Origin of the sequence: Prochlorococcus marinus XMU1419, assembly GCF_017695955.1 — a bacterium.
Lineage (GTDB): Bacteria > Cyanobacteriota > Cyanobacteriia > PCC-6307 > Cyanobiaceae > Prochlorococcus_A > Prochlorococcus_A marinus_AD.
Window position 1 is genome coordinate 146,338 of the sequence record NZ_JAAORO010000002.1, and the last position, 25,915, is coordinate 172,252.

A 25,915-nucleotide genomic window follows, 5' to 3' on the forward strand; every position below is an offset into this window, starting at 1 on the left:
AATATTTGATTATATAAAATAAAAGGAGGTGTTAACCTCCTTTTATTTTGAAGTATAGGTTTTAAATAAATTAAAGCTTATACTTTTCTCCTTTTGAAGGATCTGTCCAATCGCATGCAAATCCTTTTGAACTAGGATGCTTTTGGTTCCATGCTTGAGGAAGAACAACACCTGTCTCTTCAAGAATTGTAAATCCACCTTCTGAATTAATCTCTCCAATTCTTACTGTTTGAGATAAGTGGTGATTAGGCATTACTTCAACAGGACCTTGTGGAGCATCAAATTTTTGTCCAACAAGGGCTTCCCTTACTGCGTTGTCGTCGAATGTTCCAGCATCTTCTACTGCCTGCTTCCAAAGATAAACCATGTTATAAGCTGATTCTTGAGGATCGGCTACAACACGATCAGCTCCCCATCTTTTTTTGAAACTTTTAGCAAATTTCTTAGATGCAGGAGTATCAATTGACATCATGTAGTTCCAAGCGCCGTAATGACCTTCAAGGAACTCGGGACCAATTGTACTAATCTCTTCTTCAGCAATTGAATAGTTCATTACGTAGTAACCACTTGAAGGAGTGATACCCGCGTCTTGAATCTGTTTGAAGAATGCAACGTTTTGGTCACCATTAAGTGTATTAATGATTATTCCACCTTCAGGAAGAGCCTTTTTGATTTTTGAGATAATTGGAGCAACTTCAGTATTTCCTAATGGAAGGTAATCTTCTCCAACAACTTTACCTCCTAACTGTTTTACCTGAGCTTTAGTGATTGTGTTGGAAGTTCTTGGGAAAACATAATCAGAACCTACAAGGAAGAAATCTCCACCGGCTGCAGGAGAACGCTTATACATGAAATCTGTAGCGGGTTCTGACTGTTGGTTTGGTGTGGCTCCTGTATAGAAAATGTTATTTGAACATTCTTGAGCTTCATATTGAATTGGGTAGTAAAGGAAAGCATCCTTTGATTCATACACAGGTAACATTGCCTTTCTACTAGCAGATGTCCAACCACCAAATACGACAGGAACTCCGTCTTGGTCTATAAGTTTCTTAGATTTTTCAGCAAAAGTAGGCCAGTCAGATGCACCATCTTCAACTATGTATTCTATTTTGTAGCTTTTACCGCCAACTTTAACACCACCAGCGGCGTTTATCTCTTCAATAGCCATTTTTTCAGTATCAACAAGGGTTGATTCAGAAATCGCCATTGTTCCAGATAACGAATGCAAAATACCAACGGTTACTGTGTCATCGAAACTTCCGGAGGTACCGCCTCCACCGCATGAAGTTGCTGTGACAGCAAGTGAGGCAGTAGCTAATCCTGCCAAAATACGCCTTGAAATTCTCATGAATTAGGATAAATTAGGTAATTGACCCTCTTTAGGGGGATAAAATAAAAGTTATTAACGAGTGAGGATTCGTTTTGTATCAGTCGTAACTTTTTGTTGAATCCAATATATAAATAATGAACAATTTTCTAGTTGGGATTGTTGGGTATATGTGACTCTAAAAATTGAGTTATTTCTTCAACTCCTTTGCCGCTACTGAGATTGGTAAAAAACCAAGGTTTCCCTTTTCTCATAAATTCAGTATCACTTTTCATAATATTTAAATCTGCACCAACCATATCTGCTAAGTCAATTTTGTTTATTAATAATAAATCTGACCTTGTTATGCCTGGCCCCCCTTTTCTAGGGATTTTGTCTCCGGCAGATACATCAATCACATATATTGATAAATCTACAAGTTCTGGACTAAAACTAGATGCTAAATTATCACCTCCACTTTCTACAAAAACAAAATCTAAAGGATTATATTTATTTTCTAAATCTAAAACTGCGTTTTTATTTAAGGAACAATCCTCTCTTATCGCGGTATGAGGACAACCTCCTGTTTCAACACCAATAATCCTTCCTTCCTCTAAAACTTTTTTATTTATTAAAAAGTTAGCATCTTCTTTGGTATAAATATCATTGGTGACAACAGCTATCTCATAATTTTTTTTCAAACTTAAGCATAGAGTCTCTACTAATGCAGTTTTTCCTGAGCCTACAGGACCCGCAACTCCCACTCTCAATTTGCTGCTCATAAATTAATTTCTAAAAAGTTTTGTATAAAGGTCATTATGATTTTGTTGTGCCATAGCTAAACCTACATTGCCAAAATAGATGTCATTAATTTCTTTGTCCATAATTTCTTTAGAAACTTTGGAAATTATTGTTAATAAATCTCTCTGAATTAATTGTGCTTTTGTTGAACCAATAGGAATAATCCTCAATGCTGCACTAAGTTGGTTTGCACTCCATGAGTAGAAAAAATTTTCAACCATTTCTAGCTTGGTAATTTCAAAACAATAACAAGCCCAACTCCACGCTAATGACCAGGAGCTTTTTTTATTATTTTCATATAGATATTCAAATCCAAATTCTTTGGTTAAATCAAAGAGAGATTTTGCCATTTGAATTTGTTGTTCTCTCATTTCGAGAGAGTCCTTTGATGAGAGGATCCATTTATCCAAACTCATTAGCTTTTGCAAATTACCTTTTAAATTTTTGCTTTCCTTTATCTCATTGAAAATATCAAAAAATTCTAGTAAAAGTCTTGCATCTAGTCTTATCTGACCAATTTCTAGTTCACTTATTATTAAGTCTTTTACCGAATTTGAATCTGTTAAATTTTTATTATGAAGAAAACTCTCCATACCCTCCGAATAACAAAATCCTCCAACTGGTAAGTTCGGACTTATTAATAAATATTTTAGTAAGTGACTTTTACTCATGACTATGTGCACCTCTTTCCGGAAAAAACTTTTTTTTCGTATTTTTTAAATCAACTTTAAAATTAAGAAGCATATTTTTAATAACATAATCACTTTTTGTTAAAAGAATGCCTTCTTCGATTTCTACTTCCACGTGCCTATTTCCAAGATGATAAGCAGTTTTAATAAGCTCAATTTTAGAATTTGAACTTATTTCAATTAAATCTTCTGTTTTGGCAATTATCTCTACATAAAAATTGGACTTATTAGTTGAAAGAATATCTCCATCATTTAATTTCCCTTTTCTAGGTAATTGTAAAATTATTTCTTGATCACAATCGGTTAATCTTTTACCTCTTAAAATTCTTCTTTCATCTGAACTTAAGGTAAGTTTTAAAAATAAACCTAATTTCGGTTTTTCCTTAATCCAATCAGTTACAACAATTTGTTTATTCATTCTCATAATCAAAATTTTTGGTTACTTTAATTTAGTAATTAAAGAAAACAATTTATGATTAAAACTTCATGGGAAGGTAATTGTTTCTTAAATTTTTTCAATAATAAAGCAAGTTTAGGAAATGTTGATAAAACAATCTTTAAATCTAAATCAACTTCTCCTTATAAGTTATTAAAGTCTACTCATGATCAAGAGGGCAGATGCATTTTGCCTGTTCTACATACTGCAGGGGGATTGGTAGGAGGTGATTTACTTGATTTTGAGGTTAATCTTGAAAAAAACTCTAAGGTTTTGTTGACGACTTCTTCAGCTCAGAAAGTATATGGATCAGTTGGAAGATCAAAAATCAATCCAAAAGGAATTTTTTCAAAGCAAAAGAATCTCATAAATATTCTTGACAATTCTCATTTAGAGTATCTTCCCCAAGAAACAATCATCTTTGCAAATGCTTTATATGAGCAAACTTTTAAAGTATCTATTTCAGAAACTTCAAGTTTTTTATTTACTGATTTAATAAGACTTGGAAGATCATCTTCTGGAGAATCTATTGAGAGTGGAGTTTTTAGATCTAAATTAGAAATTATGAGAAATAATGATTTGCTTGATGATTGGGAATATGTTGATCAGATTGAATTATCTAATGCAAGTTTTGTGGCCAAGTCAGGTATGGATTACATGCCCGTTTTTGGATCCTTAATTTGGATTTGCGAAAAAGATTTTTCCAAGTCAAAAATAAATAATCTTGTCGGAAATATAAAAAAAATTTTCAATGAAACTAATAATTTATCAATTGGAATCCTTGAAAATGGAATTTCTGTACGTTTCCTAGGGAGTTCTTCTCAAGATGCTAGAAAATGTTTTTTTTGTATTTGGAAACAAATTAGGTCTGTTTGTGGATTTTGTGAGCCAAAATATCAAGGTGTATGGCCTTTACAAGATTCTATGAATTATTAATTATGTTCAGAAAGAACCTTTTTTAAGAATTTATAGTTTAATTTTTTATTATGCATCTTTCACCTCAAGAAAAGGATAAATTATTGATTTTTTCTGCTGCACTCTTAGCTGAAAGAAGGCTTAGTCGAGGTCTTAAGCTTAATTATCCTGAAACAATTGCTTTTTTAAGTTTTCAAGTTCTTGAAGGAGCACGAGATGGTAAAAGTGTAAGTCAATTAATGTCAGAGGGAACTACCTGGCTTTCAAAATCACAAGTAATGGAGGGCATTCCTGAAATGGTTGATGAAGTTCAAATAGAAGCAGTTTTCCCCGATGGGACTAAATTAGTTACTATTCACAATCCGATTAATTAGTTATGAGTAATTTAATTCCTGGTGAAATAATTCCTGAACAAGGTGAAATCGAACTTAATCTTAGTAAGCAAGTTAAAACAGTAACGGTTTCTAATTCTGGAGATAGACCAGTGCAAATTGGATCTCATTATCATTTTTATGAAGCAAACAAGGCTTTAATTTTTGATAGAAAAATAGCATATGGTATGCGTCTCGATATTCCTGCAGGAACAGCCATTAGATTTGAACCGGGTGATACAACAGATGTCAAATTAGTGCCATTTGCAGGTTTAAGAAATGCATATGGTTTTAATTCATTAGTTAATGGTTCTTTAAATAGTTAAAATTATGTCTTATAAAATTGATAGAAAAACTTATGCCCAAACTTACGGACCCACTACCGGAGATAGAGTAAGGCTGGCTGATACCGAACTTTTTATAGAAGTAGAAAAGGATTTAACCACATACGGAGATGAAGTTAAATTTGGTGGAGGTAAAGTTATTCGAGATGGGATGGGACAGTCTCAAGTAAGAAGAGCTGATGGAGCTGTAGATACCGTAATAACTAATGCTTTGATCGTAGATTGGTGGGGAATAATTAAGGCTGATGTGGGTATAAAAGATGGAATGATTTTTGAAATTGGTAAGGCTGGCAATCCTGATATCCAGGATAATGTTGATATTGTTATTGGTGCATCAACAGAAGTAATAGCCGGAGAGGGGCATATTCTTACTGCAGGTTCAATAGATACCCATATTCACTTTATCTGTCCCCAACAAATTGAGACAGCACTTGCCTCTGGAATTACAACCATGTTAGGAGGAGGAACTGGACCTGCAACTGGCACAAATGCTACTACTTGTACTCCGGGTTCTTTTCATATTTCTAGAATGCTTCAATCTGCAGAAGCATTTCCCATGAATTTAGGTTTTTTTGGAAAAGGAAACTCAACAAACGAGAGCAATCTTATTGATCAGGTCGAGGCTGGTGCATGTGGATTGAAGCTTCATGAGGATTGGGGAACCACTCCTTCTACAATAAATTCTTGTCTAAATGTTGCAGATAAGTTTGACGTACAAGTATGTATCCATACTGATACTTTGAATGAAGCAGGCTTTGTTGAAGATACCATTAACGCTATTGCAGGAAGAACTATTCATACTTTTCATACCGAAGGAGCAGGTGGAGGTCATGCTCCAGACATTATAAAAATCTGTGGAGAAAAAAATGTTCTTCCTAGTAGTACAAATCCAACTAGACCTTATACAAGGAACACATTAGAAGAACATCTTGACATGTTAATGGTTTGTCATCATTTAGATTCTAAAATCCCAGAAGACATTGCATTTGCTGAATCAAGGATCAGAAGAGAGACTATTGCAGCTGAGGATATCTTGCATGATTTAGGTGCCTTTTCAATTATTGCTAGTGATTCTCAAGCTATGGGAAGAGTTGGCGAAGTAATTACAAGAACTTTTCAAACCGCACATAAAATGAAAGTCCAAAGGGGGCCTCTAACTCAGGATTCTGATAGAAACGATAATTATAGAGTAAAGAGATATATTTCTAAAGTCACAATTAATCCTGCAATAGCTCATGGTATTGATACACATGTTGGGTCTATAGAAAAGGGTAAAATTGCGGATTTGGTACTATGGAAACCTTCCTTTTTTGCGGTAAAGCCTGAATTAGTTGTTAAGGGAGGATCTATAGTTTGGTCCCAAATGGGTGATGCAAATGCTTCAATTCCTACTCCAGGTCCCGTACATGGTCGACCTATGTTTGCAAGTTTCGGCCAATCTCTAATTAGGAGTTCTTTTACCTTTTTAAGTAAAAATTCAATTCAACAAAATATTCCAAATAAATTAGGCTTACAAAAGAAATGTATAGCCGTAGAAAATACAAGAAATATCAATAAATCAAACTTAAAACTAAATAGTAAACTACCAAATATTTCAGTTGATCCTCAAACTTATGAAGTTTTTTCTGATGGAGAACTTCTTACTTGTGAACCACTTGATGAAGTCCCAATGGCTCAGAGGTATTTTTTGCTTTAGAAGTTTTTAATTAATTCTTTTTCATTTATCTTTATGTCTTTTGACCCCGCCAAAGCTAAATCTTCTTGCAGTTTGTTCTCGCAAGATAGAACTCTTGACCAACTTGGTAATTGAAGTGTCGTAGGACAAGCCAAATAATCTTCCGTAGCAGGTCTTAATAGTTTCGCAAACTTTTGTACTGATAATTCTTCTTCGTGCCTATCGTATGGAAGTTGATTAACTGCTGAATCTAATCCAAATTGTTTTACTCGATCTTCTCCAACTCTTTTGTAGAGAACTTCTAAAGTTGCAAGTTGAGTGCTAGTTAAGGTCTCGGCTTGATGCTCCATGAGACCTCTTAGAACACTTGAAAGTATTTCTGTACACATTTTTTGCAATCCTTCTTTAGAAGAATCTCCAATATTCTTATGTTTGTGATCAAATAAACCTAGGTCAACCTGGGCTATTTTGGAGGTCCTTACGTTTCTATAAACCTCTGATAATAAACCTATCTCTAAACCCCAATCACAGGGTATTCTTAAATTCATAGCAAGGTCTTTAGTAAAAGCAAACTCACCTGCCAAAGGATATCTAAATGATTGAAGATATTGTAAAAACGGACCCTTACCAACTAACTGCTCAAGACTTGCTAACAAGGGACCCACGAATAATCTTGTTGCTCTACCTTGCAATTGATTTGTTTCTAGAGATAATCTGCTGTAAAAAGCTTTTACATATGATATTCCATATGATTCATCCAGAAGTGGAAGGATCATTCTTGAAGGATATAAAGGACTAAAAGTTCTTATATCAGCATCAAAAAGAGCAACAACTTCTGATTTTCTAGTCGCAACTCCTATTCCTTGCCATACAGCCCATCCTTTACCTGGAGTTCCTAAAAGTTCTAATCCATTTTTTTCTTGGCTTTTTAATAGCTCAATTACAGAGGGAGAATTAGTCCATTGAACGTGAACTGGGAATGGCATAGAGTCAAAAAAAGATTTTGCTGACTTAACTTGCTCAACAGTTTTTGCAGAGAGAGCAATAACTAGTTCATTCAAGCCTGTAAGGTTTTTTAAAACTTCTCTTATATCTTTTAATGCTGGACGCTCAAACTCTTCATATAAACAAGGTATTAAAATGCTAGTTGATCTTCTTTTAAGACTTTTGTTTAATTCTTTAAGTAAATTTCCTGTAACTCCATATTCATGTATTGTTGTGATTAAACCTTGTTGAAAGTCCATTTTCTAATTGATGTGCAGAATGGTATTAATACTTCGATGATTTTTTCAAAGTGAAGCAAATTGATTCAGAGAAAAAATTAGATAGATTAAAAATTGATAAATTGTTAAAAACAATTTATTCAAATCATACTACAGAAGAAATTAATTTTATTTCAAACCAATTATTGCAGATTTTAGATGATTTCTCAGAGAAATCTGCTTATGAAGAAATAAGAGATAAAGAAAGGTGGAATGAATCTCATTCAGTTTTGATAACTTATGCAGATAGTATTTATAAAAATGGCGAGGCAACATTAATAACTCTTGGAAAGTTGTTAAGTAAACATTTTGGCAGTCTTTCTAAAGTTGTACATATTCTTCCTTTTCTGAAATCCACAAGCGATGGAGGTTTCGCAGTCTCAAGTTATGATTCCTTAGAAGAAAAATTTGGTGGTTGGGATGATCTCAAAAGTATTTCTAAAAATCATGATTTGATGGCTGATTTAGTACTAAACCATGTTTCATCATCTCATCCATGGGTTCAGCAATTTATTAAATCCCAAGAACCGGGTATATCAAATGTTTTTTCACCGAAACAAAATCTTGACTGGTCAAATGTAGTTAGGCCTAGAAGCTCCTCTTTGTTTTCTCAAATAAATACTGATGATGGCCCTAAACAAGTTTGGACAACTTTTGGGCCAGATCAAATTGATTTGAATTGGCATAATCCTAAAATGACTCTTGAGTTCTTAAATTTAATTACTTCTTATTTATCTAATGGAATTAAATGGTTAAGGCTTGATGCCGTAGGTTTTATTTGGAAAGAGTCAGGGACTACGTGCTTACATTTACCTAAAGCACATTCAATTGTGAAACTCCTAAGAGTTCTTTTAAATAATCTTCTTGATGATGGCGTTTTAATAACAGAAACCAATGTTCCTCAGAAGGAGAATCTATCTTATCTCATTTCTGATGATGAAGCCCACATGGCATATAATTTCCCATTACCTCCTCTTCTCCTAGAGGCAATTATTACTTCAAGAGCTGATATTCTAAACTCATGGATTTTTGATTGGCCCATATTACCTGAAGATACTACTTTATTTAATTTCACTGCATCGCACGATGGTGTTGGTTTAAGAGCTCTTGAGGGTTTAATGAATGAGCAGAGAATTAAGAATTTATTAATTAATTGTGAGAAAAGAGGAGGATTAGTAAGTCATAGACGTTTATCAAATGGTGATGATAAACCTTATGAATTGAATATTAGTTGGTGGAGTGCAATGGAAGACTCCAGTAGAGATGCTAAAAGATTTCAATATGAGAGATTTATTTTGAGTCAACTATTAGTAATGGCTCTGAAAGGGGTTCCTGCATTTTATTTACCAGCATTACTAGCTTCAGAAAATGATATCAAAAGTTTTTCTATGACAGGTCAAAGAAGAGATCTAAACAGAGAAAAGTTTAAATCAGAAAATCTTTCAGCTGTTTTAAATAATCCTGAATCTAATGCTAATAAAAACTTAAAATATCTTCGTAATGCTATGGATGTCCGATCAGAATTAAAGCAATTTCACCCTTGTTCACAAATGAAATGTTTGTCTAATGGTAGAAGTGATATTGTTGTAATCAAAAGAGGCAAAGGGCCTGAGTCAGTTTTTGCAATCCATAATATGACTGAAAATAAAATTAATTATCAATTGAATGATAATGATTTACCAAAAATAATTGATAATGATTTCAATACCCATGATTTTTTAACATCCACTAAATACAATTGCAAAAATATTAGTCTTGATCCTTTTCAAGTAATTTGGCTTAGTGCTTTATAAAAATGATAGAAAATTCTTCTATTTGGGTAGTAAGTGATGTAGATGGTACTTTAATGGATCACTCATATGATTTATCACCTGCTAAAGAAACTATAAAAAAATTACAAAAATTATCTATTCCCGTAATTCTTTGTACAAGCAAAACTGCTTCTGAAGTAAAAGTTATTAGAAAGGAACTTAACTTGACGGATCCTTATATTGTTGAGAATGGTGCTGCAATATATGGTGAATCTCTTAAAAGAGTAAATGGAGAAATTATTCTGGGAATAAAATACGAATCTCTTGAAGAAATCTTAAATTTTATTTCTAAAGAAATTGATTACAAACTTACTCCTCTTAATAATCTCACTGATCAAGAAGCCACTCAGCTTACAGGTTTAGTAGGCAACTCATTGAACTTAATGCGTGATAGACACTGGAGCATGCCTTTTTTAAATCCGCCAAGTTATTTAGAAGAGAAAATTAATATCTGTTGTAAAAAATTCAATGTTGATATTTTTAAGGGCAATAGAATGAGTCACTTATTATCTACAAAATCGAATAAAGGTAAAGCAATAAATGCTCTTAAAAAATATTCAAATGTTCATAATATTGAAATTATAGGTCTAGGCGATTCTCCAAATGATTTGCCTTTACTTTTAAACTCAGATATTAAAATAGTTATACCAGGAATAGATGGACCTAACTTAAATTTACTAGATCAATTAAAAGATTTGGAATTTATTCTGGCTTCCGAACCAAATGGATATGGTTGGAAAAATGAAATCAATAAATTAATAAATAAGCGAGAACTAAATTAGAAATATGAAAGATTTAGATATTAATTTTCCTCTTGATAAATTTGAAAAGTTAATTATTGATATTGGTTGGGACTCCCTGGATGATTGGATAGATTTTTGCAATAATCATAAAAATAAACTTTTAATTAATAAATTCTGGAATAATAAGGTAAATGATGATTGGATTTGGGGTTTAGCTTTACCACTTTTATCTCAGGCCTATAAATTTCATAATAATTTCTTTGATCGTAAAATAATTGGGCTCTCAGCTCTCCCCGGAACTGGCAAAACAACATTAGGTAATTGGCTTGAAGCAATATCACTAAAATTAAATTTTAAGATAGCTGTTATTTCAATTGACGATTTTTATCTTCCCTCAGATGAAATGAAATTAGCAATTAAGAATAATCCTTGGAATGTTTCAAGAGGTTTTCCTGGAAGTCATTCAGTTAACTTAATGTATGAAAAATTATTAAGTTGGAAGAAAAATGGAGAATTAAACGTTCCTGTTTTTGATAAATCTCTAAGAAATGGCTTAGGGGATAGATCTCATTGGAGATCTGATAAACCTGATCTATTAATTCTTGAGGGATGGTTTTTAGGAGTCGAGCCTTTATCTATAGATCTTAATGATCAACAAATAATTAATATGAATTTAAGCACTCATGAATCCTCTTATAGGCTAAAAATACAAAGAAATTTAAAAGAATATTTAGATGTTTGGAAATTAATAGATAATATTTGGCAATTAAAGCCTTTGGAGTTTGAATATATGAATATGTGGAAGTCAAATCAAGAACAAGAGATGTTTTTACAAAAAGGAAATGCACTCCAAGAAGAAAAATTATCTGATTTCTTAAGAATGCTCAACGTTTCTATTCCTCATAAAAGTTTTGATGTTTTAAATCCCTATGCATTGTTATTAATAGATCAAGAAAGAAACTTAATTGAAGCTGGATTAAATTTCTAGTTATTTTTTAAAAAGTTTTTTAGTTATTTTTTATACATTATTAGTGGCAACAGATGGTGTTAAATAGTAATTATTTTTTGATTTTTAAGGAATGGTTGAGTTTTCATACAAAAATGAAGGTAATAGGATGGTAGTTTTAAGATGCATTGGGCCATCAAACTTTTTTTTGGAGAGAGTTTTGTTTCCTACTGACATACTTACATTTATGGCTCCTGTTGATTCTAGAGTTGAAATTTGGGGAAATGAATTATATGGCCCTAAGTTAGAAGAAAGAATAAGAGTATCGGCTGATAGTGAAGATTCAACCTTAGTAGCATAAACGACATAAAATTTAATTGTCTTCGAGTCAAAATTTTTTACAAATACCATTTTTTTATTGATATTATCAAACTAGTTTTTAGTTTCTAGTGATGAATTATTTTTCCTCTTTTGCGATAGGAGGTTTTGTTCCTTCTGCAGCTATTGCTGGAGTTTTACTTTTAGTTGGTTTAGGTGCCTTCTTTTATCTTGGTATAAAAGGTCCTACAGATTATTGAAGCGGCATTTAATTATTGGTTATTTAAATTTTTTATAGTTTTATTAAATTAAGTATTTCATTATGGATTTAACAACTATTTTATTTATTTTGAGTTTGCCATTTGTATTGCTAACAGTATACTTTGGGACAAAAAATGATTTTTACGAAAGTGAAAATTATAAAGGTGATGGTTGTGCCCACGACGTAAAAAGGTAGATTTATTTAGTCTCGCCGCTAAATATACATGTCCACCTGCTATCAAACTGCCAAACTGGTTTATATATTACATTAGTAATTTTTTCTCCTGCCTTTTTACAAGTATCCAAATCCTTCATGGGAATTGAGTGTAATGAGGGACTTGTTATTCCACTAACCTCTGGTCTACCCCCTGGTCCTTGTCTGTAAGTTCCAATTATTAACCAGTAACTGGCTTTTACATAATCTGAGAAAGAGAAAAATGAAAAGAAAAATAATGCTATTAAGATCGAACTCTTCTTCATTTTTTTATATTAGCTTTTACTTATTAAATGTAAATTATATTTTTTAAATTGCTATTAATAAAAAAGGTAATTAATATTAGTTTTTGGAATATTTAGAATTTATTTTATATGGCTTAATTCAAGGCTTAACTGAATTTATTCCCGTAAGTAGTACTGCTCATTTAAAGGTTGTATCACTTTTTTTTGGAATTGATGATCCCGGAACTTCTACATCTGCAATAATTCAAGTTGGAAGTGTTTTAGCTTTGGTTTGGTATTTTAGGAATGATTTCTTCAAATTAAGAAGTCTATATTCAAGAAAATCTTTTAATTATTTATCACATCGAAGATTATTAAGGTCAATTTTGTTAGGAACTATCCCAATTATTTTTCTTGGTGGGAGCATAAAACTTTTTTTCCCTTATTTTTTTGATAGGGTTCTTCGTTCAAATTTTTCAATAGCAATAGTTTCTTTATTAATGAGTATTTTTATGTATTTAGCGGACACATCGAAAAAAGGTTATATAAACTTAAAAAACTTTTCTTATTATGATAGTTTTTTGATAGGTCTTTCTCAAGCGTTTGCTATTATTCCAGGCGTCTCAAGATCTGGTATTACAATCTCTACTGGTCTAGTATCAGGTTGGGAAAGAGGAGATGCTGCAAAATTCTCTTTTCTTTTAGGTATACCGGCAATCTCTTTTGCAGCTATCGTTGAGTTAATTTTTTCTTTTAATGAGTTTTCTTCATTGAGATTTATACCGCTTATAGTTGGTCTTTTAACAACATTTTTATCTTCATTATTTGCTATCGATTTTTTATTAAAGTATTTTTCTACAAATGGTTTGAAATTATTTATTATCTATCGGGTTGTTTTTAGTATTGTCATTCTTATGAATTTATAGTTGGTTATGAAAAATTTTTCTATTATATTAAAGTCTCAAAATTAGCATCAGATGAACATTTTTATCTCATTTCAATTAGGTGAAGTTGAAGTTTCAAACCTTACCATAATGGTGTTAGCCTTTTTTTCATCTTTTACTTTCATTGCTGTCGGGATAAGCTCATATAAACTTTATAAATCCCTCATAAATGATGATAATTGATCGGAACGGCGGGATTTGAACCCACGACCCCCACTACCCCAAAGTGGTGCGCTACCAAACTGCGCTACGCCCCGTATTATTACTATAATTATAAGATTGATTTAAATGTTATTCTTTATAGGTTTGTTATCAGATCTCAATACACATTTATCAACTTCCCAATTAAAGTTTTCCCAAATATAGTCTTTTAATTTATAGTTATTTCCAGGAAATTCTCCTAACTTCACTTTTGTAGGTGAAGCAGAACAATATTGCCTACTGCCAGGTAAAGCAAGGTATTGTTGATGATACTCTTCGGCAAAAAAATAAGTATCAATCATTTTAATTTCTGTTTCAATTAAACCAAGATTTTTTTTATTTAGTTCTTTTTGATATTGCTTTTTACTCGCTAATATAATTTTTTTATTATTCTCATTTTTATAATATATTGAAGACCTATATTGAGTCCCTATGTCATTACCTTGTCTATTTTTTTGTGTAGGGTCATGACATTCCCAAAACATTTTTAATAAATCACTTATATCTATTTCATTTTTATTCCAAATAATTCTTACAACTTCTGAATGTCCAGTCAGACCTGAACACACTTCATAATAAGTTGGGTTGACCTTTTCTCCACCAGCATATCCAACAGAAGTTGTGACAACTCCTGGAAGTTTCCAGAAACATTTTTCAGCTCCCCAGAAGCAACCGCATCCAAATATTATTTCATCTTCTTGAGGATTAGGATTTTTTTTAATATCTGTCTTTAGTATTTTATGAACTGAATTTAAATCTTTAATTAAACTTTGCTCAGTATTATTCATAATCTTTTTAAGAAATTCAAACATGTTTTAAATTTTTACACATCATAAGTTAAGGAATCACGTTTAGCTCTTAACAATTTTAGTGGCTAATTCTCTTTCCCAAAGTTTTTTATATAGCCCTCTCTTTTTTACTAAATCTTTATGATTACCTTGTTGTACTATTTCTCCTTTATCCATAACTAAAATCCTGTCACAAGTCGCAGCAACAGATAGTTGGTGACTAATCATCAAAATTGTTTTATTACTTCTTTCTCGCATTTCATCAATTATTTTTGCGGCTGTTTTATTGTCAACACTTGCTAAAGCATCATCAAGAACGACAATTGGAGAATTTACAAGTAAAGCTCTTCCAAGTGCCGTTCTTTGCCTCTGGCCACCACTTAGTGTAATGCCTCTTTCACCAACAATTGTTTCAAATTTTAGAGGGAAATTATTGATATCATCAATCATACCAGCCTTTTTGGCACTTTTTTTAACAAGTCCATTAGAAGCTGTTGGTTCTCCAAAACGTAGATTTTCTGAGATTGTAGAAGTAAATAAGTATGCTTCTTGCGGTACAATTGCAATACTTTTTCTAAGATCTACTAATTTAATATTTTTTACGTCAATTTCATCTAAAAATAATTGTCCGTCGGGGATTTCAATTGTCCTGCCGAGAGACTTTGCTAATGTTGTTTTGCCACAACCAACAGGTCCTACTATTGCAATAAGTTCTCCTGGATAAATTTTAAAATTTAATCCATTTAGAGAATTGAATTTTGATCCTGGATACTTTATTGTTAAACCTTTTGCTTCTAATAATCCTTTTATCTTTTTCTTCAAATATTTTGTGTTTAATTTATCTACAATATTAGGATTTTTCTCAAGGATTTCTTCTACGCGATCTAAACTTACCTGGCCTAGTTGAAAAGTGTTTAAGGTAAAACCTAAGAGAGCAGTTGGGAAAACAAGCCTCTCTACGTAAAGAATTAGAGCTACTAAACCACCTATAGTAATAAATCCACTTTCAAGTTGAAATGTTCCTAATCCTAATAAGATTAATAAAGAAATTGAAGAAATACCTTGCAGCAAAGGAAATAGAGTACTTGCTGTTCTTGCAAGTTTTATCGCTGAATTTTGATAAGCATTATTATAAATATTAAATTCTTGCTTCTCAGCATTTTCTTGAGCATAAATTTTGATTGCGCTTATTCCAGAAAGATCTTCTTGTATAAGATCGCTAAGTTTGGATAATGATTCTTGCTGAGCTTTTCTTTGTTTGACCATTCTACCCCCAAATAAGCTTACAATTCCAAGGATTAATGGAAAGATCAATAATGCAGATATAGTTAAAATTTTATTTATAGAAAACATTGATGGAATTGTAAATGAATAAGCAAGAACTATGTTGCACAAACTTAATACCGTGAAACCCAAAAGCCTTCTTATGTTTTCAACATCACTCGTGGCTCTAGTGATAATGTCTCCACTTCCTTTCTTTTGTATCCAATCTGGGTCCTGGATAAGTAAGTGATCGAATAGTTTCTGACGAAGATTTACCTCAACCTTCCTACCTACTCCGAATACAATTTGCCTTGAAAATAATCTTATTAAACCCATGGATGTTGCCAAAATAATTAACAACAAAGATTTAGAAATTACAAAATCTGTGGAGAACCCATTTTGTAATTTATCAATTATATTTTTTACTTCTAAGGGGATTACGACGCTTAAAATATTAACTAAAAGTAGTGCTAAAGCACCTAACAAAAATTCTTTTTTGTAAGGTTTCAAGTATTTTATAATTATATTTAACTTTAAATTTTCCATTTAATTTTGCCAATATGATTAAGATAATGTTTCATTTTTAAATATGTGAGCTAATTTTATAAATGATTCAGTATTTATTCATGAGTAACGAACAAACTCATCCACTACATGCAACAGACAAGAATATAGTAGATTCTCTTATCGCTAAAGATAAACCAGTAGATCTAGACTTTATTAATTTAGCTAGATTAATAAATCGTTATACTAATTTCCCAGGTGAAATTGAAATTAAGGAGGATATAGAAAAGATTTTAAAATTTTGGAAAATCAATAAAAATGATCTTTTTTCAAAAACAAAAATTATTTGGTCAAAAAGCTTCCGGCCCACTAATACAAATAAAGATTTAGTTGGATCAGGATTTGACACTTCAAATTGAATTTTTCAACATAGTTTTCTTCAATAATTAAATGTCTTCTAAACTATCTAACCCCGATCTTCTTAATATTTTGTTGGAGGGGAAAAACCTTGATGATTTAAACTCTAGATCGTTAATGCAAAGATGGCTTAATGATGAAATATCTGATGTTCAAACAGGAGCTTTTTTAAGTGCTTTGAGAGCTAAGGGTTGCACTGGTGTTGAATTATCATCTATGGCTGAGGAACTCTTAAATGTTTGCAAGTTGCCTTTAAAAAGACCAAATTTATATATGGTAGATACTTGTGGTACTGGAGGTGATGGGGCAAATACATTTAATATCTCCACTGCAGTAGCATTTGTAGCTTCATCTTGTGGTGCAAATATAGCTAAACACGGGAATAAAAGTGCTAGTGGAAAAGTTGGGTCTGCAGATGTTTTAATGAATCTTGGTTTGAATTTAAATTGTTCATTAGAAAAAGTAATTTCTGCCGTCAGTGAAATTGGAATAACTTTTTTATTTGCACCCGTATGGCATAAATCTTTAATAAAGCTTGCACCACTGAGAAAGTCTCTAGGAATTAGAACTGTATTTAATCAACTTGGACCATTGGTAAATCCGTTAAGACCCAATGCGCAAGTACTTGGGGTTGCATCTGAGGATCTATTGGAGCCAATGGCAAATGCACTTTTAAAAATGGGTATGAACAGAGCAGTAGTAGTCCATGGTCATGGCGGTCTTGACGAGGCTTCACTTCAAGGAGAGAATAAACTGATATTTGTTGAGAAAGGGGAATTAAGATTTTCAAAAATAAATATTTCAGAATTTAATCATGAAAATATTTCTAATGAAAACCTTGTAGTTTCTGATATTAATTCAAGCGAAGAAATATTAAAGTCTGTTTTAGATGGTTCTGGACAAAAGTCGCACAAGGAAGTTGTAGCTTTGAATACAGCTTTAGTCCTATGGGTATCCAGTATCGAGGATGATTTGCACGAAGGATTTAAAAAAGCATTGCTTTCAATTAGTCAAGGAACTCCTTGGAAAAAATTTTTGTTGTTGAAAAATTATTTAACCGTTGATGAATCAATTACGAATTAATGATTAATCCATATAAAAAAAATGCAAAATTAGTTTTAAATAATGGAATTGTTTTTCCTGGATTTTCTTTTGGCGCCTCTGGTACTGCTGTTGGCGAAATAGTTTTTAATACTGGAATGACAGGATATCAGGAGGTTATTACTGATCCAAGTTATTATGGACAAATATTAACATTCACTTATCCAGAAATTGGAAATACCGGTATTAATCTTGAAGATTCAGAATCTGATATTACTGTTAAAGGGATAATTGTTAGAAATTATTCATCAAATAATAGTAATTGGAGATCACTAAAGAATCTTAATCAATGGTTAGTTGAGAAAAATATAATAGGTCTTTATGGAATTGATACAAGAGCCCTTGTTAAAGTATTAAGATCTTATGGCTCGATGAATGGAGCTCTTACCTCTGAAGATAAAACTGTAGAAAGTTGTTTAAAAATAATCTATGAAACCCCAAAAATGGAGGGATTAAATCTATCAAAGGAAGTTTCCACAAAGCAAGAATATTTTTGGCAAAATACGACAGAAACAGATTTTGACATTAGACAAAAACTTTCAGAAAAGCCTAATAAATTAAAAATAGTAGCCATTGATTTTGGAATAAAAAAATCAATTTTAAATCGACTAGTCTCTCATGGTTGTGAAATTTTAGTGTTACCTTCTAGCTCTACTTTAGAAGATGTCTTATTTAATAAGCCTGATGGGATATTCTTCTCAAATGGGCCTGGCGATCCTTCTACCGTTACTGAGGGCATAGATTTGGCGAGATCACTTATTGAACATGGTGAAATACCTATGTTCGGTATTTGCCTCGGTCATCAAATATTTGGATTGGCCTTGGGTGGTTCAACTTATAAACTTCCATTCGGACATCGCGGACTAAATCATCCTTGTGGGAATAATAATCAAATTGAGATAACTAGTCAGAATCATGGTTTTGCTATTGATCCTAATTCTCTTTCAAAAGAAATAGTGAAAATTACTCACTACAATCTTAACGATAATACTGTTGCTGGATTAGAGGTAAATAATAAACCAATATTTAGTGTTCAATATCATCCAGAAGCAGGACCTGGTCCGCATGATTCAGATTATTTATTTAAAAAATTTGTTTCTCTAATGTTAGATAGATGTTGACATATTGTTTTCTTTTGATTTGATAATTACATTTGATATATTATTTTTGGGAGGAACTTGATCATAGAAGATTTCCAGAAGCTTACGGTTTCTTTAAGAGGAAACCTAGATATAAAAACAAACATTATTGTTTTTACCTTTAAAGGTCAGCTTGACGCCTTCTCAGAAAAACAATTTAAGTCTTTTATTACTAATAATTTAAAAAATGAGTTACCATTCGTTATTGATCTTACAAAAATTGATTTTCTAGATTCTTCGGGTCTTGGTGCTCTTGTCCAAACTGCTAAAGAATGTAAAAAGTTGAAGTTAGGCTTCTCGGTTGTTGGAAACTCGAGAGTCGCTCAAACAATTAAACTTGTACGTTTAGGAGATTTTCTTAACTTAAAGTCTAGTCTTGAAGATGCATTAACTTTTTTCAAAAATTGAATTATTGGATTCAAAACTTAGTTCCACATGGCTCACCTGATGAAATTGGTGTCATTCAACTTGCTTGGCTTGGGGATGCGGTATGGGAACTTCATCAAAGACTAAGACATGTTCATTTTCCATTAAAATCAAAAGAACTCCATTTATCAGTAGTTAACGAAGTAAAGGCAATATCTCAATCAAAATCTTTAGATGATATTGAACATTTATTAAATGCAAATGAAATGGATTTAATTAGACGTGCTAGAAATAAAACGAAGAGAAACCCAAAGTCCTCAAACCCTGTCGTATATTCTAAAGCAACTGGTTTTGAAACTCTTATTGGGTGGCTGTTTCTAAAAGATCCTCAAAGATTATCAACTCTTTTTGATTATCTTGAATTAAAAATGCAATGACTCTATGAAAAATACTTCTAAAAAGAATTTTTCTGAAAAAAATAGCAAACACTTCAACAAAAATTCTTATTCTAATTCTTACTATAAAGATACAAGTTCATCAAAAAAAAGTAATATTCTTTTAAACAATTCTACTAAAAATGAGAATGTTAACAATTCAAAAAAAATTGATAAACACAAAAATAACTTTTTATCTAATAAAAGAATAAAGCCAAAAGATAAAAATAATAAAGAGGCTTCTAATAAAGCCCAGAATATGAATCAAGAACGCTTTAATAAAAAAAATTTTGATGATTGGATATGGGGGAAACATTCAGTTTATGAAACACTTAATAGTGAAAGAGCTATAAATAGGATTTGGTGTACATCAGAAATCTTTTCTTCAGAGAAATTCTATATTTTACTGAAGGAACTTAAATCAAAAGGAGTCCTCATTGAAGAAGTTTCATGGAACAGGCTTTCACAATTAACTTTTGGTGCTTCTCATCAAGGTGTCGCGTTGCAATTAGCATGCTCTAAAACAATATCCCTAGAAAAGTTAATCTGTTTTTCAAAGCAAAATTCAGCAAATCCAATTATCCTGGCCTTAGACGGAATTACTGATCCACATAATGTAGGTGCAATCATAAGATCTTCAGAGGCATTTGATTGCAAGGGCATCATCATTCCTCAAAGGAGATCTGCTGGCTTAACAGGGACAGTCGCCAAGGTAGCTGCAGGCGCTATAGAGCATTTGCCAGTAAGTAGAGTTGTTAATTTAAATAGAGCACTTGATGAGCTAAAGAGAAATGGTTTTATTGTTATTGGATTATCTGGAGATGGTCATTTATCGATCTCAAAATTTCATGAAAAAAGTCCTATGGTAGTGGTAGTCGGGTCTGAAAATAAAGGTATTTCTTTGCTTACTCAAAAAAAATGCGATTTTTTATTAAGGATTCCTCTGAAAGGGAAAACATCAAGCTTAAATGCCTCAGTTGCAGCAGCAATATCTCTATTTCACTTGACAAGTAAATAAATTTATTAGTTAAAGTTGAATTTTCTTAGATTTAATTAAAATATCGTTGTTTCAATATATTTATATGATTAATGAAAATTTATTGAACTTTTACTACAAAATTGTATAGAATTTGACAAGAATCGAAGGTTTTTAAAACCAACTAAAAATTGATTAGAAATTTTGGAAACAAACTCGGCTTAGCTTGGTGGGCTAAAATTGAGACAAATCAACCAAACGTTACGTATTGGTATGGCCCATTTATTACAAAACGTAGTTTAAAGGAAAACATGTTTTCTTTTATTAAAGATCTGTCAGATGAAGGTTCAACAAATATTAAGCATAGTTTTGTTCGTTGCAAAAAAGAAGAACCTTTAACTATTTGATAATAGTTAATATATACGAAGATAAGAAATGGATTTTAAATCTTTAAGAAAGGAAATTAATAGTAAAAATGCTTCTGTTAAAGAATTAGTAAATGATTTTTTTTCAAAAATCGATTCTTATGACACCCAAATAAACTCCTACATTTCTACAACAAAAGATAATGCTATTAATCAAGCAAAATATATAGATAAATTAATAGAGAATGAAGAGATACTTCCACCTCTTGCGGGAATACCAATAGCAATAAAAGATAATATTTGTACTAAAGGAGTTGTAACTACATGTGCAAGCAAAATGCTTGAAAGCTTTGTCGCTCCATATGAATCCACTGCATCAAGTAAATTATGGTCTTCAGGTGGTATTTGTTTAGGAAAAACAAATTTGGATGAATTTGCAATGGGTAGTTCAACAGAAACATCTGTCTTTGGCGTTACATCTAATCCTTGGGATATTAATAGAGTTCCAGGAGGAAGTTCAGGAGGGAGTGCTGCTTCAGTTGCGGCTGGATTATGTTCAGCTGCTATAGGCTCTGACACTGGAGGATCAATTAGACAGCCAGCTTCTTTTTGTGGTGTTGTTGGACTTAAGCCTACTTATGGAAGAGTAAGTAGATGGGGACTGATAGCATTTGCTAGCTCTCTTGATCAAATTGGGCCAATTACAAATTCTGTCTCAGATGCTGCTGAAATCCTTTATTCAATATCTGGAAATGATCCCTTGGATTCAACATGTCTTGATAAACCCGTACCAAATTATTTAACTGATTTAAATAAATCTATAAAGAATTTAAAAATTGGAATCATTAAAGAATGCTTTGAACATCCTGGTCTTAATAAAGAAGTTAAAGAATCTGTGCTTTCTGGAGTTGAGAGATTTAAGGCTTTAGGAGCCGAAATTATCGAAGTTGAATGTCCTAGATTTAATGACGGAATTGCAACATATTATGTAATTGCGCCATCAGAGGCATCTGCAAATTTAGCTAGATATGATGGAGTTAAATATGGTTACAGATCGAACGAAGGTTCTAATCTTCTAGATATGACTTCCAAAAGCAGAGCTGAGGGATTTGGTGATGAAGTTCAAAGAAGAATTTTGATAGGTACTTATGCTTTGTCAGCTGGATATAGCGATGCCTACTATAAAAAAGCTCAAAAAGTTAGGACACTAATTAGAAAGGATTTCGATAATGCTTTTATGAAAGCAGATATTTTATTAACTCCGACTTGTCCCACAACAGCTTTTTTGAAAGGAGATTTTGCAAATGATCCTCTTTCAATGTATTTGTCTGATCTGTTAACTGTTCCTGCCAATTTAGCTGGACTCCCAGCTATTAGTATTCCTTGTGGTTTTGATAAAAAAGGGTTACCCATTGGTCTTCAACTTATTGGTAATGTGTTGGAAGAGGATAAAATATTAAATGCTGCCAATGTTTTTGAAATTGATGCTCAGGTAATAAAGAATAAACCTTTGTTATGAATTTGTATTAATAATTAATTTGTAATCACAAACTATAGATCTTTTTGAAATTTTCTCTATCTTATATATATAAATTGATAGGGTATGGGTTTCGTTTCACTTCATAATCATAGTGACTACAGTTTACTTGATGGAGCAAGTCAAATTTCTAAAATTGTTGATAGAGCTTCTGATCTTGGGATGGATTCTATTGCTTTGACCGATCATGGCGTAATGTATGGAGTGCTTGATTTAGTCAAGAAGTGTAAGGAGAAAGGAATAAAACCAATTATTGGTAATGAAATGTATGTAATTAATGGATCTATTGATGATCCTCAACCTAAAAAAGAAAAAAGGTATCATTTGGTGGTCTTAGCAAAAAATCATACTGGCTATAAGAATCTCGTAAAGTTAACAACAATTAGCCACTTAAATGGTATGAGAGGCCGAGGTATTTTTTCTAGACCATGTATTGATAAATTTCTTTTAAATAAATATAAGGATGGTCTTATAGTTTCTACAGCTTGTCTTGGTGGTGAGATACCCCAAGCCATCTTAAAAGGAAGATTTGACATAGCTGAGGATATAGCCCTTTGGTATAAAAAATTATTTGCAGATGATTTCTATTTAGAAATACAAGATCATGGCTCTATTGAGGATAGAATCGTCAACACCGAATTATTAAAAATTGGGAAGAAGCATCAAATTAAAGTCATTGCTACCAATGATGCCCATTACATATCAAATATGGATGTTGAAGCACATGATGCTTTGCTTTGTGTATTAACGGGAAAACTTATTAGCGATGAAAAAAGATTGAGATACACAGGAACAGAATATATTAAAAGTGAAAATGAAATGCTTGAACTTTTTAAAGATCATATTGATGATGAATCAATTAAGGAGGCAGTTAACAATACAGTAGAAATATCTCAAAAAATTGAAGTATTTGACTTATTTGGAAAATATAGAATGCCAAAATTTCCCCTCAAAGACGAGACAAATTCTTTTTCTCTCCTAACACAATTATCTAATGAAGGTCTATTAAAAAGACTTAAAAAAAATTCGCTCACAGAAATAGATGACAATTATAAAAAAAGACTATCTTCCGAATTGGAAATTATAAAGGATATGGGTTTCCCAGATTATTTTTTGGTTGTTTGGGACTATATCAGATTTGCTAGAGAAAGTTCTATCCCAGTTGGCCCAGGTAGAGGATCTGCAGCAGGCTCATTAGTAGCCTACGCTCTTCAAATCACGAATATAGATCCTGTCGAGCATGGATTATTGTTTGAGAGATTTTTAAATCCTGCAAGAAAGTCTATGCCAGATATTGATACCGACTTTTGTATTGATAGGAGAAATGAAGTTATTGATTATGTTACTAATCGATATGGAGAGGATAAGGTTGCCCAAATAATTACTTTTAATAAAATGACTTCTAAGGCAGTTTTAAAAGATGTTGCAAGGGTTCTAGATATTCCTTATGGAGAGGCCGATAAATTAGCCAAGTTAATTCCAGTTGTAAGAGGGAAACCTTATAAACTTAAAGAAATGATTGATAAGAATTCGCCTTGCCAAGAGTTTAGGGATAAATATATCAATGATAATAAGGTAAAAAAATGGATTGATTTGGCTTTGAGAATTGAAGGTACTAATAAAACATATGGGGTCCATGCTGCAGGTGTTGTTATTTCATCAGATCCTCTTGATGAACTTGTACCTCTTCAAAGAAATAATGAAGGACAAATAATAACTCAATACTCTATGGATGATATTGAATCACTTGGATTATTGAAAATGGATTTTTTAGGTCTTAAAAATCTTACTATGATTGAAAAGACAGTTTCACTGATTAGTCAATCCAGTGGAAAGATAATAAATATTGATAATTTACCTCAAAATGACTCTAAAACATTTGAGCTGATTGGTAGCGGCGATCTTGAAGGTATATTTCAACTTGAATCTTCTGGGATGAAGCAAGTTGTAAAGGACTTTAAACCTAACTCTCTTGAAGATATTTCATCGATCTTAGCTCTTTATAGACCTGGACCTCTTGATGCTGGCCTCATACCAAAATTCATAAATCGAAAAAATGGGAACGAAAAGGTTGATTACCCTCATCCTTCTATAAAATCAATTCTTACCGAAACCTATGGAATTATGGTTTATCAAGAACAAATTATGAAAATTGCGCAAGACTTAGCCGGTTATTCTTTGGGTGATGCGGATTTACTTCGTAGAGCAATGGGAAAAAAGAAAGTATCAGAGATGGTAAAGCATAGGAATATTTTTGTAGAGGGATCAATGAAGAAGGGTGTAAATGAAAAATTAGCAAATGATCTTTTTGATCAAATGGTTTTATTTGCAGAATATTGTTTTAACAAAAGCCACTCAACTGCTTATGGTGCAGTAACTTATCAAACTGCATTTTTAAAAGCTCATTTTCCTGTTGCATATATGGCGGCACTTTTAAGCGTAAATTCTGGATCTACTGACAAGATGCAAAGATATATTTCTAATTGTTATTCGATGGGTATAGAAGTTATTTCACCTAGTATTAATTTTTCTGGAATTGATTTTACAATAAAGAATAATCAGATTTTATTTGGCCTTTCTGCAATTAAAAATTTAGGAGATTCTGCTATAAGAAATATTATTGAAAATCGGAATAATTTTGGAAGTTTTAAATCATTATCAGATTTGTGCGATCGTTTACCTTCTAATGTACTTAACAAAAGAAGCATTGAATCTTTAATTCATTGTGGAGCACTTGATGAGTTTTCTAATGACAATAATAGAGCTCAATTATTGTCAGATCTCGAACATGTCATGGAATGGGCCTCTTCACGAAATCGAGATAGATTATCCGGGCAGGGAAATCTATTTGATTGCAAAGAAGAATTTTCAAATGTAGCATTTTCAGATTCACAACTAGCTAAGGTTGATGATTATTCATTAATTGAAAAGTTAAAGTTAGAAAAGGAGCTTTTAGGCTTTTACTTATCTGATCATCCTTTAAAACATTTAACTAAGCCAGCTAAACTTGTATCCCCAATTAGTATTTCACAGTTAGATGAAACAAAAGATAGAACCAAAGTCTCTTTAGTTGTAATGATCCCTGAGTTGAAGCAAATCACTACGAGAAAAGGAGATAGGATGGCTATAGTTCAACTTGAAGATCTTTCTGGAAGTTGTGAAGCAATAGTTTTTCCAAAAACCTATGTCAGATTATCAGAATTTCTTTTGACTGATATTAGGCTATTGGTCTGGGGAACGATAGACAAAAAAAGTGATAAAACTCAATTAATAATTGATGATTGTAGAGAAATAGATAACCTTAAACTACTTATCATTAATCTTGATAGTTCTCAAGCATCAGATGTAAGGGTACAAAATACCTTGAGAGACTGCTTAATTAAATTTAAACCCGATAAAGGTAAATGTGGAATCAAGACTCCAGTTTTAGCTGCTGTAAGAAATAAAAATAGTGTTACCTACGTTAAATTTGGTGAACAATTCTGTATTGGAGATATTCAAGGAGCTCGCAAATTATTAGAAGATAAATCATTCCAAGTTAATTTGAAATCTTTAGTTTCCTAA

Annotated in this window: 27 protein-coding genes and 1 tRNA gene; 19 read left to right on the forward strand and 9 right to left on the reverse strand. The window is 32.0% G+C overall.

The features are described from left to right. Positions 1 to 70: 70 nt before the first annotated feature. From urtA to ureE, 4 genes are all read right to left on the reverse strand, one after another. On the reverse strand, positions 71 to 1,348 hold the full coding sequence (urtA, locus tag HA151_RS04400; RefSeq protein WP_209106295.1) for an urea ABC transporter substrate-binding protein: 1,278 nt from the start codon (positions 1,346 to 1,348) through the stop codon (positions 71 to 73). Between the two features lie 128 nt (positions 1,349 to 1,476). Then, complete coding sequence (gene ureG, locus HA151_RS04405) at positions 1,477 to 2,088, reverse strand: urease accessory protein UreG (protein WP_209106296.1); 612 nt, start codon at positions 2,086 to 2,088, stop codon at positions 1,477 to 1,479. A 3-nt stretch (positions 2,089 to 2,091) separates the two neighbouring features. Beyond that, on the reverse strand, positions 2,092 to 2,778 hold the full coding sequence (locus tag HA151_RS04410) for an urease accessory protein UreF (RefSeq protein ID WP_209106297.1): 687 nt from the start codon (positions 2,776 to 2,778) through the stop codon (positions 2,092 to 2,094). Next, positions 2,771 to 3,220, reverse strand: a complete 450-nt coding sequence (ureE, locus tag HA151_RS04415) for an urease accessory protein UreE (RefSeq protein WP_209106298.1) — start codon at positions 3,218 to 3,220, stop codon at positions 2,771 to 2,773. The genes HA151_RS04410 and ureE overlap by 8 nt, the downstream gene beginning before the upstream one ends. 48 nt (positions 3,221 to 3,268) lie before the next feature. Here ureE and HA151_RS04420 point away from each other — a divergent pair, with 48 nt between their 5' ends. Genes HA151_RS04420 through ureC form a run of 4 tightly spaced genes read left to right on the forward strand, consistent with a single transcriptional unit; the run spans position 3,269 to position 6,558 of the window. Beyond that, positions 3,269 to 4,168, forward strand: coding sequence for an urease accessory protein UreD (locus tag HA151_RS04420; protein WP_209106299.1), 900 nt, complete (start codon positions 3,269 to 3,271; stop codon positions 4,166 to 4,168). A 50-nt stretch (positions 4,169 to 4,218) separates the two neighbouring features. Beyond that, on the forward strand, positions 4,219 to 4,521 hold the full coding sequence (locus HA151_RS04425) for an urease subunit gamma (protein WP_011818334.1): 303 nt from the start codon (positions 4,219 to 4,221) through the stop codon (positions 4,519 to 4,521). Between the two features lie 2 nt (positions 4,522 to 4,523). Continuing rightward, a complete protein-coding gene (locus HA151_RS04430) occupies positions 4,524 to 4,844 on the forward strand; it encodes an urease subunit beta (RefSeq protein WP_209106300.1) in 321 nt (106 codons plus the stop codon). 4 nt (positions 4,845 to 4,848) lie between these two features. Further along, positions 4,849 to 6,558: an urease subunit alpha gene (gene ureC, locus HA151_RS04435; RefSeq protein WP_209106301.1), complete on the forward strand. Its 1,710-nt coding sequence runs from the start codon at positions 4,849 to 4,851 to the stop codon at positions 6,556 to 6,558. Here ureC and HA151_RS04440 read toward each other — a convergent pair. Beyond that, positions 6,555 to 7,781: a glycosyl transferase gene (locus tag HA151_RS04440; protein ID WP_209106302.1), complete on the reverse strand. Its 1,227-nt coding sequence runs from the start codon at positions 7,779 to 7,781 to the stop codon at positions 6,555 to 6,557. The two genes, ureC and HA151_RS04440, sit on opposite strands and share 4 nt — an antisense overlap. Positions 7,782 to 7,831: 50 nt before the next feature. Here HA151_RS04440 and HA151_RS04445 point away from each other — a divergent pair, with 50 nt between their 5' ends. The 5 genes from HA151_RS04445 (at position 7,832) to HA151_RS09345 (ending at position 11,877) form a co-directional block, all read left to right on the forward strand. Continuing rightward, positions 7,832 to 9,592 carry a sugar phosphorylase gene (locus HA151_RS04445; RefSeq protein ID WP_209106303.1) on the forward strand — a complete coding sequence of 587 codons (1,761 nt, stop codon included), beginning with the start codon at positions 7,832 to 7,834 and terminating at the stop codon, positions 9,590 to 9,592. Positions 9,593 to 9,594: 2 nt separating this feature from the next. Then, entirely contained in the window at positions 9,595 to 10,392 is a 798-nt protein-coding gene (gene yedP / locus HA151_RS04450; RefSeq protein ID WP_209106304.1) for a mannosyl-3-phosphoglycerate phosphatase-related protein YedP, read from the forward strand. A 4-nt stretch (positions 10,393 to 10,396) separates the two neighbouring features. Next, entirely contained in the window at positions 10,397 to 11,341 is a 945-nt protein-coding gene (locus HA151_RS04455; protein WP_209106305.1) for a kinase, read from the forward strand. A 91-nt stretch (positions 11,342 to 11,432) separates the two neighbouring features. Next, on the forward strand, positions 11,433 to 11,660 hold the full coding sequence (locus HA151_RS04460) for a DUF1830 domain-containing protein (protein WP_209106306.1): 228 nt from the start codon (positions 11,433 to 11,435) through the stop codon (positions 11,658 to 11,660). A gap of 91 nt (positions 11,661 to 11,751) precedes the next feature. After that, entirely contained in the window at positions 11,752 to 11,877 is a 126-nt protein-coding gene (locus tag HA151_RS09345; protein WP_257473241.1) for a hypothetical protein, read from the forward strand. Between the two features lie 199 nt (positions 11,878 to 12,076). Here the strand turns inward: HA151_RS09345 and HA151_RS04465 are convergent, their stop codons facing one another. Continuing rightward, the gene (locus HA151_RS04465; protein WP_209106307.1) at positions 12,077 to 12,358 is read right to left on the reverse strand and encodes a hypothetical protein; all 282 of its coding nucleotides are present in this window, start codon (positions 12,356 to 12,358) and stop codon (positions 12,077 to 12,079) included. 83 nt (positions 12,359 to 12,441) lie between these two features. Between HA151_RS04465 and HA151_RS04470 the strand changes: the two genes are divergently transcribed. Then, entirely contained in the window at positions 12,442 to 13,242 is an 801-nt protein-coding gene (locus tag HA151_RS04470; RefSeq protein ID WP_209106308.1) for an undecaprenyl-diphosphate phosphatase, read from the forward strand. Positions 13,243 to 13,443: 201 nt separating this feature from the next. Here HA151_RS04470 and HA151_RS04475 read toward each other — a convergent pair. The 3 genes from HA151_RS04475 to HA151_RS04485 all read right to left on the reverse strand — a co-directional run bounded on the left by HA151_RS04475 (position 13,444) and on the right by HA151_RS04485 (position 16,058). Beyond that, positions 13,444 to 13,517, reverse strand: a tRNA-Pro gene (locus HA151_RS04475). Positions 13,518 to 13,544: 27 nt separating this feature from the next. Further along, on the reverse strand, positions 13,545 to 14,273 hold the full coding sequence (gene msrA / locus HA151_RS04480; protein ID WP_209106309.1) for a peptide-methionine (S)-S-oxide reductase MsrA: 729 nt from the start codon (positions 14,271 to 14,273) through the stop codon (positions 13,545 to 13,547). Positions 14,274 to 14,312: 39 nt separating this feature from the next. Then, positions 14,313 to 16,058: an ABC transporter ATP-binding protein gene (locus HA151_RS04485; RefSeq protein WP_209106310.1), complete on the reverse strand. Its 1,746-nt coding sequence runs from the start codon at positions 16,056 to 16,058 to the stop codon at positions 14,313 to 14,315. A gap of 80 nt (positions 16,059 to 16,138) precedes the next feature. On the opposite strand from HA151_RS04485, the gene HA151_RS04490 reads away from it, so the two are divergent. From HA151_RS04490 to HA151_RS04530, 9 genes are all read left to right on the forward strand, one after another. Further along, a complete protein-coding gene (locus HA151_RS04490) occupies positions 16,139 to 16,435 on the forward strand; it encodes a DUF3288 family protein (protein WP_209106311.1) in 297 nt (98 codons plus the stop codon). A gap of 31 nt (positions 16,436 to 16,466) precedes the next feature. Further along, positions 16,467 to 17,516, forward strand: coding sequence for an anthranilate phosphoribosyltransferase (gene trpD, locus HA151_RS04495; protein WP_209106312.1), 1,050 nt, complete (start codon positions 16,467 to 16,469; stop codon positions 17,514 to 17,516). Next, positions 17,516 to 18,655 carry a glutamine-hydrolyzing carbamoyl-phosphate synthase small subunit gene (gene carA, locus HA151_RS04500; RefSeq protein ID WP_209106313.1) on the forward strand — a complete coding sequence of 380 codons (1,140 nt, stop codon included), beginning with the start codon at positions 17,516 to 17,518 and terminating at the stop codon, positions 18,653 to 18,655. The genes trpD and carA overlap by 1 nt, the downstream gene beginning before the upstream one ends. 57 nt (positions 18,656 to 18,712) lie before the next feature. Then, positions 18,713 to 19,081, forward strand: a complete 369-nt coding sequence (locus tag HA151_RS04505; RefSeq protein ID WP_245151590.1) for an STAS domain-containing protein — start codon at positions 18,713 to 18,715, stop codon at positions 19,079 to 19,081. Beyond that, positions 19,078 to 19,476 carry a ribonuclease III domain-containing protein gene (locus HA151_RS04510; protein ID WP_209106314.1) on the forward strand — a complete coding sequence of 133 codons (399 nt, stop codon included), beginning with the start codon at positions 19,078 to 19,080 and terminating at the stop codon, positions 19,474 to 19,476. Before HA151_RS04505 ends, HA151_RS04510 begins: the two co-directional genes overlap by 4 nt. A 4-nt stretch (positions 19,477 to 19,480) precedes the next feature. Beyond that, positions 19,481 to 20,491 carry a 23S rRNA (guanosine(2251)-2'-O)-methyltransferase RlmB gene (gene rlmB / locus HA151_RS04515; RefSeq protein WP_209106315.1) on the forward strand — a complete coding sequence of 337 codons (1,011 nt, stop codon included), beginning with the start codon at positions 19,481 to 19,483 and terminating at the stop codon, positions 20,489 to 20,491. Positions 20,492 to 20,640: 149 nt separating this feature from the next. Continuing rightward, positions 20,641 to 20,856, forward strand: a complete 216-nt coding sequence (locus HA151_RS04520; RefSeq protein ID WP_209106316.1) for a DUF1816 domain-containing protein — start codon at positions 20,641 to 20,643, stop codon at positions 20,854 to 20,856. A gap of 28 nt (positions 20,857 to 20,884) precedes the next feature. Next, the gene (gene gatA, locus HA151_RS04525) at positions 20,885 to 22,333 is read left to right on the forward strand and encodes an Asp-tRNA(Asn)/Glu-tRNA(Gln) amidotransferase subunit GatA (RefSeq protein WP_209106317.1); all 1,449 of its coding nucleotides are present in this window, start codon (positions 20,885 to 20,887) and stop codon (positions 22,331 to 22,333) included. Between the two features lie 84 nt (positions 22,334 to 22,417). Further along, a complete protein-coding gene (locus HA151_RS04530; RefSeq protein WP_209106318.1) occupies positions 22,418 to 25,915 on the forward strand; it encodes a DNA polymerase III subunit alpha in 3,498 nt (1,165 codons plus the stop codon).